The sequence below is a fragment of the Lentzea sp. NPDC037011 genome, from assembly GCF_055607425.1.
Map to the genome: position 1 here is coordinate 757420 of NZ_JBVJRT010000003.1, position 15348 is coordinate 772767.

The window sequence follows — 15348 nt, forward strand, 5'->3', positions numbered from 1 at the left end:
CCGTTCCGCGCGCCGGTGAAATGCCGATCGTGCAGCACTTATGATCGGCAGTCATGAATGTCGAGCTGCGCCACCTGCGGGCACTCGCCGCTATCGGCGACCACCGGTCGATCACCGCCGCAGCCCGGTCGCTGCACGTCACCCAGCCCGCGCTGTCCCGCACGCTCGACCAGCTCGAACGGCGGCTGGGGGTGCGCCTCGTCGACCGCACCACCCGCCACGTGGCGCTCACCGGCAGCGGGCAGCGGCTGTGGGAGCACAGCCACCGCATCCTCACCCAGCTCGACAGCGCGCTCGCCGAGGCCGTCCGGCCGCAGCCGTTGCGGCTGACGTTCGCGTGGGCGGCGCTCGGCCGGTTCACGATCCCGTTCCTGCGCGAGTGGCGGGCCCGGCACCCGGACGTGCTGGTGCGCATCCGCCGCGCCGACGACCCCGAGGCGGCGCTGCGGCGCGGTGAGGCGGACATCGCCGTGCTGCGCACCCACCCGGTGTCACCCGACGTGGAGCACGCGGCGTTGATCGAGGAACCGCGCGTGGCCGCCGTGGCGGACGACCACCCGCTCGCCGCCCGAACCGCCCTCACCCTCGACGACCTGGTGGGGGAGGCGGTGGCCGTGTGCGAGACCGCGGCGACGACCACCGCCGACCTGTGGCCGTCCGGTGCCCGCCCGCGCACGGTGGACGTGCCGGGCGTGGAGGAGTGGCTGACCTCGATCGCGACCGGGGCGACGGTCGGCGTCACGGCCGCGGGCACGATCCACCACCACCCGCACGCAGGCGTCACGTACCTGCCGCTGACCGACGCCGACCCGGTCACCGTCCACCTCGCCTGGCCCGCACTGCCCGCGCACCCGTCCACCGCGGCGTTCGTCGAGCTGGCGCGACGCCACCTGCGTCACGCGTAGAGGCGCAACCCCGACAGCTGTCCCGCGGGCCAGCCGGTGTTGCCGCTGAACACCAGCCGCACGTACCGGACCTGGCTGCCGGGCAACGTGATCGTGGCGCTGTTGCCGCTCGCTGGGTCGAACACGCGCCCGCTCGCCCCGGCCAGCGGACCGAACGCCTGCCCGTTCACGCTGCCCTCGACCGCGACCACCTGCGTGCGCCGTCCCCAGGCCGGGTCGGGCGGCAACGTCAGCACCGCCCGCCGCACCGCCACCGCGGACCCGAGGTCGACCTGCACCCACTGCGGGAACGCGTGGTTCGCACTCTCCCAGTAGGACCTCGGGTCGCCGTCGACCACGTTGCCGCTGCCGTAGTGCTTGTTCTGCGAACTTTGCGCGGTCGGCCGGCCCGCCGCCAGGTCCACGTCCGGCGCCGGCGGTCCGCCGACCCACGGCACGGTCGGGCGGGTGGCGGTCAACGCGAGCTGCCCCTTGAGCATCCGGCCGCCGTCACCGGTGAGCCGCAGGTAGTAGTCGGCCGAGCAGCGGGTCCCGTCCTCGTCCAGTGCCAGGAAACCCGACCCCACCGGCACGTCGGCCTGCGACTCGGCGGTCTTCGCGATCTGGTTGCCCTCGTTGTACTCGTCGAACATCGAGATGTAGATGCCCTGTGCGCCAAGGCGGACCATGTTGTAGAACTGCCGCCACATGAAGTCGCCGTGGACCCGTTGCCGCGCGTTGAGGTCACCGGGCAGCACGCACGGCTGGTAGTCGATGCCCCGCGCGTTGCACTCGGCCTGGTCGGGCAGGTTCACGTTGGTGTGGAAGCGGTCCGAGTCCGCGGCGGTGCCGATCCGGCCGACCATCCACGGCGAGATCATGTCGAACGAGCGGTAGACGTTCCCGAACCCCTGCCGGGAGTCCTCGACCTCGGTGCGCCAGTGCGTAGGGACGCCGCCCATGACGTAGCAGCCGCGCGCCTTGAACCAGTTCACCACGTCCTGGCAGGGCTCGGGTCCCCACGGGCGGCCGGGGTCGTTGAAGCCGAAGCCCCAGATGCCGACGACGGGCTTGCCGTTCTGCCGCGCGTAGGCCGGCGACGAGGTGTGCGCCGCCATCTTGGCCTGCCAGTCGGTCTTGATCTCCGACTGCATGTTCTGCCAGTTCGTGACGTCGTACATGATGTAGAACTTGCGGCCGGTGGCTTCGGCGGCGGCCCGCACGTGCGCCGTGACGGCGTCGCGGACCGGACCCTCACCGCCGGTGGGGTTGAACCGTTGCAGGGCGGCGGTGTCGCAGCCGTTGTCGCGCATCCAGGCGAAGTGCACGTCCACGGTCTGCCGGTCGTGGTTGGAGAACACCGCGGCGGGCCGGCCGTCACCGAGGTTCGCGAACGCGGTCGGGTAGGTGCGGGCGTAGTCGCGCACGTCCGGCCACACCTTGACCGAGCTGGTCGCCGGGGCGGGCGGCCGGCTCCAGTCGTCGTTCCAGTGCCACCAGCCGTCGATCGGCGAACCGTCACCGCGGCAGGCGAACCAGCCCTGGTAGCCGACGGTGATCTTGCCGACCACGTCGCCCGGCGGGCTGGCGGCACGCGCCGCAGTGGGCAGGAGACCGAGCGCGGGCACGGCGAGGGCGGAGCTGAGCAGGGTGCGACGAGACAGGGACATCGCGAACTCCTTTGTCGGCGATCCGACATCAGGGTGCAACTCTGAATCAGAAGTCCGCAAGATGTTGACTGAGATGTGCAAAAGACCGGTACTTCCGGCGATCAACTACCGTGCGGGCAACGGTTGGAGGAGGACCTGATGCTGGACCTGAGCCCGCGGCCCGGTGACCTGGAGCCGATCGAGACCGCCTCGGTCGACGAGCTGCGCGCGGTGCAGCTCGAACGGCTGCGGTGGTCGGTCCGGCACGCCTACGACAACGTGCCGCACTACCGCGCCTCCCTCGACGCGGCCGGCGTGCACCCCGACGACGTGAAGTCGCTGGAGGACCTGGCCCGCCTGCCGTTCACGACCAAGGCCGACCTGCGCGACAACTACCCGTTCGGCATGTTCGCCGTCCCGCGCACCGACGTCCTGCGCGTTCACGCCTCCTCCGGCACCACCGGCCGCCCCACCGTCGTCGGCTACACCAGGGCCGACCTCGACACCTGGGCCTCGGTCGTGGCCCGCAGCATCCGCGCCGCCGGCGGCCGCGCCGGTCACGTGCTGCACAACGCCTACGGCTACGGCCTGTTCACCGGCGGCCTCGGCGCCCACGCCGGCGCCGAGCTGCTGGGCTGCACCGTCGTCCCGGTCTCCGGCGGCATGACCGAACGCCAGGTGCAGCTCATTCGCGACTTCGAGCCGGACGTCATCATGGTCACCCCGTCGTACATGCTCTCGATCATCGACGAGATGGAGCGCCAGGGCATCGACCCGCGCGGCACCTCGCTGAAGGTCGGCATCTTCGGCGCCGAGCCGTGGACGAACGACATGCGCGCCGAGATGGAACGCCGCCTCGACATGCACGCCGTCGACATCTACGGCCTCTCCGAGGTCATCGGCCCCGGCGTCGCCAGCGAGTGCGTGGAGACCAAGGACGGCCTGCACGTGTGGGAGGACCACTTCTACCCGGAGGTCATCGACCCGGTCACCGGCGAGGTGCTGCCCGACGGCGAGGAGGGCGAGCTCGTGTTCACCTCCCTGACCAAGCAGGCCATGCCGGTCCTGCGCTACCGCACCCGCGACCTGACCCGCCTGCTGCCCGGCACGGCCCGCACGATGCGCCGCATCGAGAAGATCACCGGCCGCACCGACGACATGATCATCCTGCGCGGCGTGAACCTGTTCCCGACCCAGATCGAGGAGCTCATCCTGCGCGTCCCCGCGCTGTCACCGCACTTCCAGTGCGTGCTGAACCGCACCGGCAACCTCGACGACCTGACCGTGGTGGTCGAGCACCGCGAGGACACCGGCCCCGGTGCGGCGGGCGAGACGTTGCGGCAGCTGGTGAAGAGCTCGATCGGCGTGACGGTGGCCGTCGAGGTCGTGGCGCCGGGCGGGATCGAGCGGTCGGTGGGGAAGATGAAGCGCATCGTGGACCGCCGCCCGAAGCGCTGACCGTCCCGCGGCGTCGGCGAAGCCGTGCACGGCCAGCGCTTCAGCCCACCCCCGGCACCGCCTCTGGAGCTCCACCGCAGCACACCACGCGGCGCGTACCCCAACCGCCGCAATGCGGGGCTACCGGTGGGTGGGGGAGAACAGGCCGGCGCGGCACCACCACTCCTGACCCGGCACGCCCTCACGGTGCCAGCGCGGCGGCCACCCGTGCCGAGCGGTCGGCCGGCAGCGCGAAGTGGTTGGCGGGGTTGCGGAACGAGTACCTGCCGTTGTTCGCGGAGAAGCCCGTCGTCCAGCGCACGGGGCCCGAAGCCCCCTGCCCCTCCAGGAGAAGAGCGGCAAGGGTCTCCGCGTCCTCGACGGCGGTGAGGGCGCGCAACGCGTCCGCCAGCCGGTCGGTGGCGTCGGCCGGCACCGCGTCGTCGCCGAACGCCGGCAGCAGGAGCAGCAGGCGCTCACCGGGATCGGACGTGCTGCCGCCGGGCGTGGTGTCCACCGCGGCGACGAGCTCGGGCCAGGACAGGGCCGGACCCGTGAAGTGGCCGTCGGCCTGGGCGAGCAGCTCGGCGCGGTCCCAGTCGCGGTGGTGCAGCAGGTAGTCGACGCCGGGGTCGTCCTCGAACGTGCGGTAGACGACGTGCAGGCGGTGACCGGCGGCGAGCGGGATCGTGAACGCCGGCCACTCCGCCCGCTCCCACAACCGCCGCTGGTATTCGCCGGCAGCGTCGTCGTCCGCCCCGAACAGCAGCTCATCGGCCTCCTCGCTGTGCACGCAGGAGTAGAGGTGCCCCAGCCAGAACAGCGGCTCGCCGAGCAGTTCCGGCTGGTGCGTCAGAGGGCCGCCGTCGTATCCCGGGATGCGGGCGGGACACAGGTTGGCGTCGTTCGTCACGTGGACATCATGCCGGGGGTCAGTCGAGCAGTTCGACGTACCCGTCGGTCCCGTTCACCCGGATCCGCTGGCCGTCCCGGATCAGCCGGGTGGCGTTCTCCAGCCCCACCACGGCCGGCAGCCCGTACTCCCGTGCCACCACCGCGCCGTGCGTCATCAGCCCGCCGACCTCCGTCACCAGTCCGGCGATGGCCACGAACAGCGGTGACCAGCTGGGATCGGTGTGGGCGGTGACCAGGACGTCGCCCGGTTCGAGGTCGGCCTCCGCGAGGTCCAGCAGGACGCGCGCCCGCCCCTCGACCGTGCCGCCGGACACCGCCAGGCCGACCAGCGCGCCCGCGGGCAGGTCCGACCGCCGGTAGGTGCCGGTGACGGCCTCGCCGTCCGACGTCAGCACCCGCGGTGGCGTCAGCGCCTCGAACGAGCGGAACTCCTCGCGGCGCCTGCGGATCAGCGCGAGGTCGGCCTGGCCGGTCAGCACGACGTCGCGGAACTCCGGCAGCGTCAGGAAGAAGATGTCCTCTTCGGACTCCAGCACGCCGGTGAGGCGGCGGGCCTCCGCCAGCAACGCCTTCTTGTACACGAAGTACCGGCTCACCATGAAGTACTTCGGGTACTCCCGGTAGCCGATGAACGTCCGCACGCGGTCGATCATCCGCTTGGTCTCCGCGGCCTTGGCCTCGCCGTCCGGCAGCGCGCGCAACCGCTCCAGCAGCTCCTGCTCCTTCGCCCACGCCTCCTGGCGGCCCTGCTCGAAGCGCTGCTCACCGGCACCGGGCGCGAAGTTGCGGACGTTGGTCAGGATGATCGGCACCAGAGTGGACGGACGCTCGCTCCACCGCGGCCGGGTGATGTCGATCTCGGCGACACAGCGCATGCCGTACCGGTCCAGGTACCCGTTCAACGCGGCGAGGGCCTCGGCACCACCGGGCACCTCGGCCAGGCCGTCGAGCGAGTCGGGGCTCTTCTCCAGGAACGCCACGACCTCGGGGTGCGGGCGGATCGCGTCGGCCACGTCGAGCAGGGCCAGGCCCATCTCCGAGGTCACGTTGTGCGGCGCGGACAGGCTCAGTGCGTCGGCGGCGTTCGTCTCGCCCAGCCACTCGTGCAGGTGGCCGTTGAGCCACCAGCTCGCCTGCATGCCGGCCATGATCACCTGGGTGCTGCGCGCGTCGAACAGGACGCGGCGCAGCTCCTGGAAGTCCGCGAGGACGAAGTCGACCAGGTCCACACCGGACAGCGGCGCGATGTCGCGTTCCAGTGCGGTGACAGAGGCCTCGGCGGCGGTGATCAGCTCGGTGACGACCGCCGGGTCCGTCTCGATCGTGGCCGGGGTCGCGCCGGGGATCGGTGGCACCGGCGTGTCGTCCGGTGCGGGCAGGAAGCCTTCGCGGTTGACGACGGTCTGCAGCGCGTCACCCATCAGCGGGTCGGACTTGCCCGCCACGCCCAGGAACGCGGCACGGCTCGCCGGTGCGGCGACGATCGGCGTGACGTCGACGAACAACCGGCCGCCCGCGACGACCATCGGGCGTGGTGTCGTCAGCTGCCACACCGACAGGCCCAGCGGCTTCATGGCGTCGGTCATCATCTGCTGGTGGCCGACGGACACGAAGACGCGGTTGCCGTCGCCGTCGCCGTCGCCGTCGCCGCCGGGCACCGGGAACAGCGTGGTGATCGGGCGGCTCTGCACCACCTGGAACCCGTCGTCGGCCAGGCACCACTCGACGTCCTGCGGGCGGCCGAAGTGCGCCTCGATCCGCCGGCCGAGCCGCACGAGCTCCACGACCTGCGCGTCGGTCAGCGCCGGCAGCTCGCGCCGCGCCGGGTCCACCGGCTGCTCGCGGGTGCCGCCGGACGGCAGGGCCTCGACGGCCACGTCCTTGGCGGCGATCGACCGGCTGAGCACCTCGCCGTCGCGGACCCGGTACACGTCGGTGTTGACCAGGCCGGAGACCAGCGCCTCACCGAGGCCGAAGGTGGCCTCCACGCACGCGACCTTGCGGTTCGAGGTCGTGGGGTCGGCGGTGAACAGCACGCCCGCCGCCCGCGGGAACACCATCCGCTGCACCACCACGGCCATGCGCACCCGGTGGTGGTTGAAACCGCCGCGCAGCCGGTACGTCACGGCCCGCTCGGTGAACAACGACGCCCAGCACCGGCTGACGTGCCGGACCACCTCCTCCGCACCCACCACGTTCAGGTAGGTGTCCTGCTGGCCCGCGAACGACGCCGTCGGCAGGTCCTCGGCCGTGGCGCTCGACCGCACGGCGTAGGCGTGCTCGGCGCCGAGCCGGGTGACCGCGCCGGTGATCGCCGCGGTCACCTCGTCCGGGACGGCGACGCCCTCCAGCACCCGTCGCACCTCGGCGCTGCCCCGGCGGATCTCCTCCCGGTCGTCCGGTGAGAGGCGGGCCAGCCGGTCCAGCAGGTCACCGACCGCCGCGTCCCGCACGACGCGTTCGAACGCCTCCGTCGTCACGCAGAAGCCGGCCGGCACGCGCACCCCGTCGATGCGCGTGAGGGCGCCGAGGTGCGCGCCCTTGCCGCCGACGACCGCGACCTGTGCCTGGTCGACCTCGTCGAGCCCGAGCACGAAACTGCTGTACGTCAACTTCGGTTCCCCCGTTTCGCCTGCGGGGATCCAGCATCCTGCCGACGCCGGATTTCCGCAGGTCGTGACCTTCGACGGGAGAGTGTGCTGCACACCGGGGGTCTTGCGGCAAGACCCCCCGTGCGCTATACGTTGGTAGTGGCGGGCAGTACGTGTGCGCCCGTGCGGTCCGTGCTCAGGCACAGCGAGCAGACCTCACCGCCCTGCGCACTCGCGGTCATGTCCGGCCGTTCGTAGGACTCACCGCAGACCACGCAGTCGTACCTGCTGCCGCTCGGGTTGCCGTCCGCGTCCAGCAGCGGCTCCGCGATCCCGTCGTCGGTGCGGCGCAGGTAGAACCGGCCTCGCGTGAGCACCGCCATCAGCGGTGTCACGACGATCGGAACCACCACGGCCACGACCGGCGAGTACGGCTGGACCGCCGGCCCGAACAGTCCGAAGTAGACGCCGATCGACAGCCCCGAGGACGCCAGGAACGACACCACGCCCACCGGGTTGACCGCGTGGAGCATGCCGCGCCGGAACTCCGGCTGCTTCGGCGACAGCTTCAGCAGGTACTTGTTGACCGCGATGTCGGTGGCGACGGTGACGACCCACGCCATGGCGCAGTTGGAGTAGAAGCTCAGGATCTTGTTGAGGAAGCTGAACATGTCCGCTTCCATCAGCACCAGCGCGATCGCCAGGTTCACGCACACGAACACCAGCCGTCCCGGATACCGCTTGGTGACGCGCGTGAACGAGTTCGTCCACGCCAGCGACCCCGAGTAGGCGTTCGTGACGTTGATCTTCACCTGGCTGAGCACCACGAGCACCAGCGCCAGCGGCACCACCAGCCACGCCGGCATGAACTGCTTGAACACGCCGGTGAACTGCTCGATCGGCTCGACGGCCGCCACCGCGCCGACCGCGTCCAGCACGTAGACCGCCATGAACACGCCGATGGCCTGCTTGAGCGCGCCGAAGACCACCCAGCCCGGTCCGGCGAGCACCACCGACGTCCACCACACCCGCTTGTTCGCCGCGGTGCGCGGCGGCATGAACCGCAGGTAGTCGATCTGCTCACCGATCTGGCCCATCAACGACAGGCAGACACCGGCCCCCAGCACCACCGCGGCGGTGCCGACCCCGTTGCCGCCGCCGTCGTAGGAGAGGAACCGCCGCACCGACTCCGGCTCGGTGACGACCAGGAACAGCAGCGGCGCCACCATCAGCAGCAGCCACAGCGGGTTCGTCCAGCTCTGCAGCTTCGCCAGCACCTTCATCCCGTAGACCACCAACGGGATGATCACCAGCGTCGACAGCAGGTAGCCCAGCCACAGCGGCAGCCCGAGCGCGTACCGCAGGCCCTGCGCCATGATCGAGCCTTCGAGCGCGAAGAAGATGAACGTGAAGCTCGCGAAGATCACGCTCGTGAGCACGGACCCGTAGTAGCCGAACCCGGACCCGCGCGTGATCAGGTCGAGGTCGATGTTGTACCGCGCGGCGTAGTACGCCAGCGGGAAGCCGGTCACGAAGATCACGAGTGCCGCGAACCCGATGGCCAGCAACGCGTTGGCGGTGCCGTGGGTCAGCCCGATGCCCGCGCCGATCGAGAAGTCCGCCATGTAGGCGATGCCACCCAGCGCCGACGCGCCCACCACCCCTGGCGTCCAGCGGCGGTAGGTGCGCGGCGCGAACCGCAGGGTGTAGTCCTCCAGGGTTTCCCCGGAGGTACCGGAAGTCTGGCTGCGCTCCACCACGTCAGCTGTCACACCGGTTGACGCTAGGAACTCCGCGTTTCGTGCGGTCGCGCGTCCGTGTGACCGCCGTGTGAACCGCTGCCGAATCCATGCGACGACGAATTTTGATAACGGACGACATCTCAGGACCGATGTCGTCCCCGTGTTGCGAAGATCCGGTGTGAAGCGGGTTTCTGGACCTGTCCGCAGCACCCTGCGCGTGCGGCTGGCCGTGGTGCTCGTCCCGTACCTGGCGGCCGTGTGGTTCTTCCACTTCGACAGCGTCGAATTCGGTGATTCGAGAAGTGTGTCGACAATCGTGCTGGTGGTAGCAGGTCTGTTCACGGCTGTGCAGTTGACCTGGTTCAGGGGCACGTTCGGTCCGATCGCCGCGTTCTCGTTCAACCTGTTGGTCCCCGGTGCCACCGGAGTCTTCCTGTTCGTGATCAGCGAAGGCGGATGGGCGTACAGCCCGGTCCTCGGCATCGTGTTCGGTCTGATCAGCGCGTTCGTCGTGGTGTGGTTCGGCGATGACGCTCTGCTGCGGCGGAAGCCCAAGGTCTTCATCAGCTATCGGCGTGCGGACAGTGAATCCATCGCCACGCGGTTGTACGCCTGCCTGGTGAACGACTACTACGGCACTCATCGGGTCTTCCTGGATCGGCACGCACTACCGTTGGGCCGCGACTTCCGACCCCACCTCGTGGACGTGATCAAACGGTGTGACGTGATGCTGGTGGTGATCGGACCCAGGTGGTTGGAACTGCTACGAGACCGTGAAGGGCGCGAAGAGGACTACGTTCTGATCGAAATCGAGGAGGCGCTCTCCGCCGCCATACCCGTCGCCCCGGTTCTGGTTGACGGGGCCGACCTCCCATCGGTTGCCGACCTGCCCAAGAGCATCGGCGTGTTGCCGTACCAGCAGTCGGTCAAACTCGGAAGCGACAAGCACTTCGCCGACGACTGCCACCAGTTGTCTCTGCAGGTGGAGGACCTGCAGAGACAACACCTGCGCGACTCCGTGAGAAGAGATCCGCGGGCGCGCCGAGCCAACCGTCTTGGAGCCATCGCGTTCGTGCTGGCCTTGCTGGCCCCGTTCGGGTGGAGCCATCTGACGGAGACCACCTATCCCCAGCGCGCGATCAGCGGAGCGGAGATGTCACCGGACGGGCGGTTCATCGCCACCGTGTTCTGCGGTCAGCTGCGGACCTGGGACGTCGAGCGCGGCGTGTGGGGCGATAGCGCGGGTGATCTGGGCGTTCACGCGGAAGGAGCCGCCGAGCTGATCCGGTGGTCTCCGAACGGGCGCTGGCTGGTGACCGCCAACACTTCCGACGGAGTGATGTACCTCTGGGAGGCGGCGAGCCTGCAGTTCGTCCGGTCGCTGTCAGGGCACCAGGGATCGCTCAACGACATCTCCTGGTCCGCCGACAGTTCGAGGATCGCCACCAGCGACCGCTTCGGTGCTGTTCGGATCTGGCGAACCGATGAGGAGAACCCGGTCGTGAGTCAGACCGTCGTCTTGGGGGAACGAGCTGGGGTCGGCTTACTGGCATGGGCGCCACACGACTCCGACACGATCGCCGTGGGTGGTGGCCGCACGGTCGGTTTGCTGCGCCTTGAGTCGACGAACCTGTCGGTCGTGGATTCCTTCACCGGCCACCGCAACGCCGTCCGCAAGGTCGTCTGGTCTCCGGACGGGAGTCGGCTCGCCTCGATCACCTGGAACGAGAACCTGGTGTTCCACAAGGTCGAGGACGGCCATTTCACGTCCAGCACCGACTTTGGCTTCACACGCGATTCGAACTCCGTCGACGATCTCCAGTGGTCACCGGACAGCACCTGGTTGGCGGTGGCGGACACAACTAAAGAGGTCGTGCAGTTGTGGAGAGCCGATGACGGCCAGCCGATCTCACCGTTCACTCTGGTGCCTGTGGCGTCTGACGGTGCGTCACTCGTGTGGTCCTCCGACAGTGCGAGCCTCGCGGTCACGAACAGGGACGAAATCCGCGCCTTGTCGGTGCCGCACGGGAAAGTGCTCACCAGCGCCGCGCACGGGCAAGACGATGAGATGATCGGCCGCCGAGATGTGAGCCTCGTCGGCTGGTCCAAGGCAGGCAATCGAATCATCTGGACGTCGGGCCGCCCGTTCCAGGTCACCCTCTTGGACGTCGCCACAGGCGAGCACACCGTGCTGAGTCAGGTTTCCCTCGCAGCGTGGCTCGTGGGCATCAGGCCTTGACCAGTGCGGCCACCCGGTCGCGCAACGCGTGCGCCACGGCGTCGAAACCCTGCTTCACGTAGGCACCCTGAGCGGCCACCACGGCGTCGGCGTACTTGCCGTTGAACGTCTCACAGGTGTGATAGCTGCACCGGGCAGGACCCAGCGGCGTGATCCACTGGTCCCGCACCCCGAGCAGTCCCGGGAACGTGTCCCCGGTGTCGTAGCGCAACAACCTCGGTGGCACGACGGAACGCACGAACTCCCGGCTCACGAACGTGCCCGGCGAGCCGTCCGGCCGCGGCAGGGTGAGGTCGATCGGCGAGTCCACCTCCAGCGTCGTGGCCACGCTCAGCGTGTACGGGTTCCACTGCGGGTAGCCGGCGTAGTCGACCAGCACCTGCCAGACGAACTCGGCGGGTGCGCCGATCTCCACGACGACGGACTCGATCAGGTGGGTCATGCCGGCATGTGCTCCCCGCCGTTGACGTCGAGCGTCGCACCGGTGACCTCGGAGGCCAAGCGGGACAACAGGAACAGCACCGCACCCGCGCACGCCTCGTCGGTGGGGATGCGGCCCAGCGGGTTGCGGGCGGCGATCTCGTCGTAGACGTCCTGCTCGCTCACGCCGCGAGCGTCGGCGGTGAACTTCAGGTAGAACCGCACGCCGGGGCCGTCCAGCCAGCCCATGACGGCCTGGTTGGCGCGGATGCCGTGCTCGCCGAGCTCCAGCGCCAGGAACTGGGTCGCGGTGGCCATCGCGGCCTTCGCGACCGCGTAGCCGCCTTCGCCGCGCATCGGCTTGCGGGTGGTCATCGTGCCGATGTTCACGATCGAGCCGCGTCCCACGGCCTTCATGTGCGGCACGACCTCGCGGGTCACGTTCAGCGCGCCGTGCAGGATGATGTCCATCGACCGCCGGACCGCCTTCTCCGGCGTGTCCAGCAGGTCGGCGAAACCGGGGTGGCCGAACGCCGAGTTGACCAGGCCGGTGATCGTGCCGAACCGGTCGACGGCGGTCTCGACCAGCCGCGCCACCTGGTCGGGTCTGCGGACGTCGCAGGACACCCCGACGGCCTCGCCGCCGGCAGCCGCCACGTCCTCGGCCACCCGGTCCATCACGTCGGTGGAGCGAGCGGCCATCACGACCTTGGCGCCCTCGGCGGCGGCGCGGAGTGCGAGCTTCGAGCCGAGGCCCGGTCCGACGCCGGTGATCACGACCACCTCGTCCTGGAGCATCACGGGTAGACCTCCGTGTAGAAGGCGAAGTCCCGTTCGAGGCGGTCCTCGGTCAGGCCGAAGTCCTCCGGGGCGTAGGAGTGCGCGCCGTGCCGTTCGGCGCGGTTCTGCCGCAGGTAGGCGGCGAACGCCTGGTCGTCGGCCGGGCCCGCGGGCAGGCCGAGCTCGCCGAGCACGTCGTGGGCGACGACGAGCGGTTTGGCCACGGTGTCGGCGAACCGGACGTCCACGAACCGCTCGGGGCGGGCCTGCCGGGCCGCGGCGAAACCCCGCAGCGTCTGCGCGAACCGGCCGGACCAGTACGGGCCGATCCACAGCGGGTCGACGTTCTCGCTGTACTGCGACGACATCGTGCGCACCATCGAGGCGTACGACGGCACGGCCCGCGCGGGTGAGCGGTGGGTCATCACGACCTTGCAGCCGGGGAAGGTGTCCAGCACGGTGTCGACCGCGGTGAGGTGGTGCGGCGACTTGAGCACCCACGGCCGGGTGCGCCCCTCCTGCTGCCACTGCAACACCTGCAGCCACTCGCGCAGCTCGCGGTAGGCCGGCGTCTGATCGGCGGTGCGCAGCCAGTCGCCGTAGGACGGCACCCGGTAGAACGAGTCGAAGCTCATGGACACGAACGTCCGGTCCAGCAGCAGCACGTCCTCCTCCGGCCCGTCCCACACGACCGTGTGCAGGTCGCCGAACTCGGGGGAGAGCTGGGCGAAGGCCCGCATGCGTTCCTGGGCACGGCGTTTGCGCTCGGCGGCATCGGAGCCCTCACCGGGGAACGGCACCGGGTAGGCGACCTCCCACGACAGCGTCGAGGTGAGCTGCGGCGACGCGGCCAGCAGCCGGTGCAGCAGCGTGGAACCGGTGCGCGGCAGGCCGCAGATCTCCGCGGCGACCCGCACCTCGACGTCGAGGACCTCGGGGTGCTCGCGCTGCAGGGCGCGCAGCCGCAACCGGTCGGCCAGCAGCGCGGTGAGCCGGTGCCGGGTGAGCCGCACCCCCGGCGCTGACAGGGAGGCCTCCGCGTTGAGGCTCGCGACGAGCACGCCGAGCGGTTCGCGGAACCAGTCGTCGCCGAAGTCGTCCAGGCCGGTCTTGGCGGCGGCCCCGGTCAGCAGCTCGTCGACGTCGAGCGCGGTGGTGACCGTCATCGGAGCTCCTCCAGGGCGACGACACGGCACTTCGGGATCGGGTGTTCGGTGGCGCCGAGCCAGCGCAGCAGCGCGGTGCCGGAGGTGTGACCGCAGGTGTCGATCCAGTTGCCCACGCCGGGATCGCGCTCGGCCACCACGATCGTGAGGCGGCCGGTGCGGTCGAGCACGGCCGTGTGCTTGTTGACGGTGATCTTGCGGCGGTGGTCGAGCGACTCCATCCACCAGTTGCCCAGCTGGAAGTTCCAGTACGGGCAGTCGGGCACGTCGGTCTCGACCACCCAGGCCTCGCCGGGCCGCAGCGTCCAGTAGCCGTGCAGGTAGAAGATCTCCGGGTCGCCGCCCGCGCGCTGGAACACCTCCTGGCCGAAGTCGGGCAGCTCGTTGGGGCGGGCCATGAACGTCCGGGTCCAGTGCGCGAACGTGGCCGCGGTGCCGTGCACCGACAGGGCCGCCCGGTGCAGGGCCTTGGCGAGGAACTCGGGCGTCAGCGGGGCCGGCTCGGCAGGCCCGCCGACCTGTTCGACGTGCCACCGGCCGGGTACCTCGGTCGTGCGGTCGAGGTAGGTCTGCCGAACCACGAGACCGGTCGAGTCGGGGGCCAGCGGCAGCCAGTTCGGCCCCTGCTCCTGTGTGCTCGCGATGATCTCGACGGTGCCGTCCGGCGCGGTCACGAGGTCGGCGTCGGACAGCTCACCGGTGGAGGCCATCGTGCCGTCCTTGGCATAGCGGTTGGCCTTCGAGCCGATGCTGAAGTACGCGATGCTGCCGCGCGTCCCGGTGATGCGGTAGGTGCGGTCGCCGCGGATGTTCGCGGACAGGTAGACGTTGTCCGGGTTGTCGGCGCCGATCTTCACCAAGTCGAGCTCGTGGAACCGCGGGAAGTCGGGGTCGGCGTTGTCCAGGCAGGAGTACAGCATCTCGCGGGTCAGCCGGGCGAGGTAGCGGTAGCCCTCCGCGCGGTCGAGCGGGGTGTCCGGCGCGTGCTCCGACAGCACCACCCGGCCTGCCTCCTCCAGCGCCCGGCAGAACCTCGACCACGCCTGATCCGGCACACCGACCTCCCGATTAGAACGTGTTCTAGTCGAAGATACCCGATTCTGGACAACGTTCAACAGACGCCGAGCGCACGCAGTCCCGCCAGCGCCTCCGCCGCGGCGGCCTCCGGCGTCAGCGCCGCGGTGTCGATCCGGACCTCCGGTCGTTCCGGTTCCTCGTAAGGGGAGTCGATGCCGGTGAAGTTCGGCAGCTCACCGCGTCGGGCCTTGCGGTACAGGCCCTTCGGGTCGCGCTGCTCCGCCACCGCCGGCGGGGTGTCGACGGAGACCTCGTAGAACTCGTTCTCGACGATGAGGTCCCGTGCCAGCGCGCGCATTCGGTGCGGAACGGCGAGATGAACCAGACCGGCACGATCAGGCCCGCGTCGACCATCAGCGCGGCGACCTCGGCGATCCGCCGGACGTTCTCGGCCCGGTCGGCGGCGCTGAACCCGAGGGCGGAGCTGAGCCCGTGCCGCACGTTGTCG

12 protein-coding genes and 1 pseudogene are annotated in these 15348 nt (G+C 70.1%); 3 read left to right on the top strand and 10 right to left on the bottom strand.

The genetic code is table 11. The annotated features are described in order from the left end of the window. Positions 1–53: 53 nt before the first annotated feature. Entirely contained in the window at positions 54–905 is an 852-nt protein-coding gene (locus ACZ7CH_RS11870; RefSeq protein ID WP_470373817.1) for a LysR family transcriptional regulator, read from the top strand. Here the strand turns inward: ACZ7CH_RS11870 and ACZ7CH_RS11875 are convergent. Continuing rightward, on the bottom strand, positions 896–2554 hold the full coding sequence (locus ACZ7CH_RS11875; protein WP_470373818.1) for a glycoside hydrolase family 99 protein: 1659 nt from the start codon (positions 2552–2554) through the stop codon (positions 896–898). The two genes, ACZ7CH_RS11870 and ACZ7CH_RS11875, sit on opposite strands and share 10 nt — an antisense overlap. A 138-nt stretch (positions 2555–2692) precedes the next feature. On the opposite strand from ACZ7CH_RS11875, the gene paaK reads away from it, so the two are divergent. Continuing rightward, positions 2693–3991, top strand: a complete 1299-nt coding sequence (paaK, locus tag ACZ7CH_RS11880; RefSeq protein WP_458432016.1) for a phenylacetate--CoA ligase PaaK — start codon at positions 2693–2695, stop codon at positions 3989–3991. Between the two features lie 181 nt (positions 3992–4172). Here paaK and ACZ7CH_RS11885 read toward each other — a convergent pair whose 3' ends face one another. The 3 genes from ACZ7CH_RS11885 to ACZ7CH_RS11895 form a co-directional block, all read right to left on the bottom strand. Continuing rightward, positions 4173–4883, bottom strand: coding sequence for a hypothetical protein (locus tag ACZ7CH_RS11885; RefSeq protein ID WP_470373819.1), 711 nt, complete (start codon positions 4881–4883; stop codon positions 4173–4175). 19 nt (positions 4884–4902) lie between these two features. Beyond that, positions 4903–7497: a rifamycin-inactivating phosphotransferase gene (gene rph / locus ACZ7CH_RS11890; RefSeq protein ID WP_470373820.1), complete on the bottom strand. Its 2595-nt coding sequence runs from the start codon at positions 7495–7497 to the stop codon at positions 4903–4905. Between the two features lie 125 nt (positions 7498–7622). Beyond that, positions 7623–9248, bottom strand: a complete 1626-nt coding sequence (locus tag ACZ7CH_RS11895) for a purine-cytosine permease family protein (protein ID WP_470373821.1) — start codon at positions 9246–9248, stop codon at positions 7623–7625. Positions 9249–9435: 187 nt separating this feature from the next. Here ACZ7CH_RS11895 and ACZ7CH_RS11900 point away from each other — a divergent pair, with 187 nt between their 5' ends. After that, on the top strand, positions 9436–11457 hold the full coding sequence (locus tag ACZ7CH_RS11900; protein ID WP_470373822.1) for a toll/interleukin-1 receptor domain-containing protein: 2022 nt from the start codon (positions 9436–9438) through the stop codon (positions 11455–11457). On the opposite strand, the gene ACZ7CH_RS11905 is transcribed toward ACZ7CH_RS11900, so the two are convergent. The 6 genes and pseudogenes from ACZ7CH_RS11905 to ACZ7CH_RS11930 form a co-directional block, all read right to left on the bottom strand. Further along, positions 11447–11899, bottom strand: a complete 453-nt coding sequence (locus ACZ7CH_RS11905) for an SRPBCC family protein (protein ID WP_470373823.1) — start codon at positions 11897–11899, stop codon at positions 11447–11449. The genes ACZ7CH_RS11900 and ACZ7CH_RS11905 overlap by 11 nt on opposite strands. Continuing rightward, positions 11896–12675 (bottom strand): SDR family oxidoreductase, encoded by a 780-nt coding sequence (locus ACZ7CH_RS11910; protein ID WP_470373840.1) that lies wholly within the window; start codon positions 12673–12675, stop codon positions 11896–11898. Before ACZ7CH_RS11910 ends, ACZ7CH_RS11905 begins: the two co-directional genes overlap by 4 nt. Next, positions 12675–13823, bottom strand: a complete 1149-nt coding sequence (locus tag ACZ7CH_RS11915; protein ID WP_470373824.1) for a sulfotransferase family protein — start codon at positions 13821–13823, stop codon at positions 12675–12677. The genes ACZ7CH_RS11910 and ACZ7CH_RS11915 overlap by 1 nt, the downstream gene beginning before the upstream one ends. Beyond that, the gene (locus tag ACZ7CH_RS11920; RefSeq protein ID WP_470373825.1) at positions 13820–14878 is read right to left on the bottom strand and encodes a DUF1214 domain-containing protein; all 1059 of its coding nucleotides are present in this window, start codon (positions 14876–14878) and stop codon (positions 13820–13822) included. The genes ACZ7CH_RS11915 and ACZ7CH_RS11920 overlap by 4 nt, the downstream gene beginning before the upstream one ends. A 56-nt stretch (positions 14879–14934) precedes the next feature. Next, complete coding sequence (locus ACZ7CH_RS11925) at positions 14935–15198, bottom strand: adenylyl-sulfate kinase (RefSeq protein WP_470373826.1); 264 nt, start codon at positions 15196–15198, stop codon at positions 14935–14937. A gap of 59 nt (positions 15199–15257) precedes the next feature. Further along, positions 15258–15341 (bottom strand): annotated as a pseudogene (locus tag ACZ7CH_RS11930) (adenylyl-sulfate kinase); the annotation flags it as partial. Between the last annotated feature and the right edge of the window lie 7 nt (positions 15342–15348).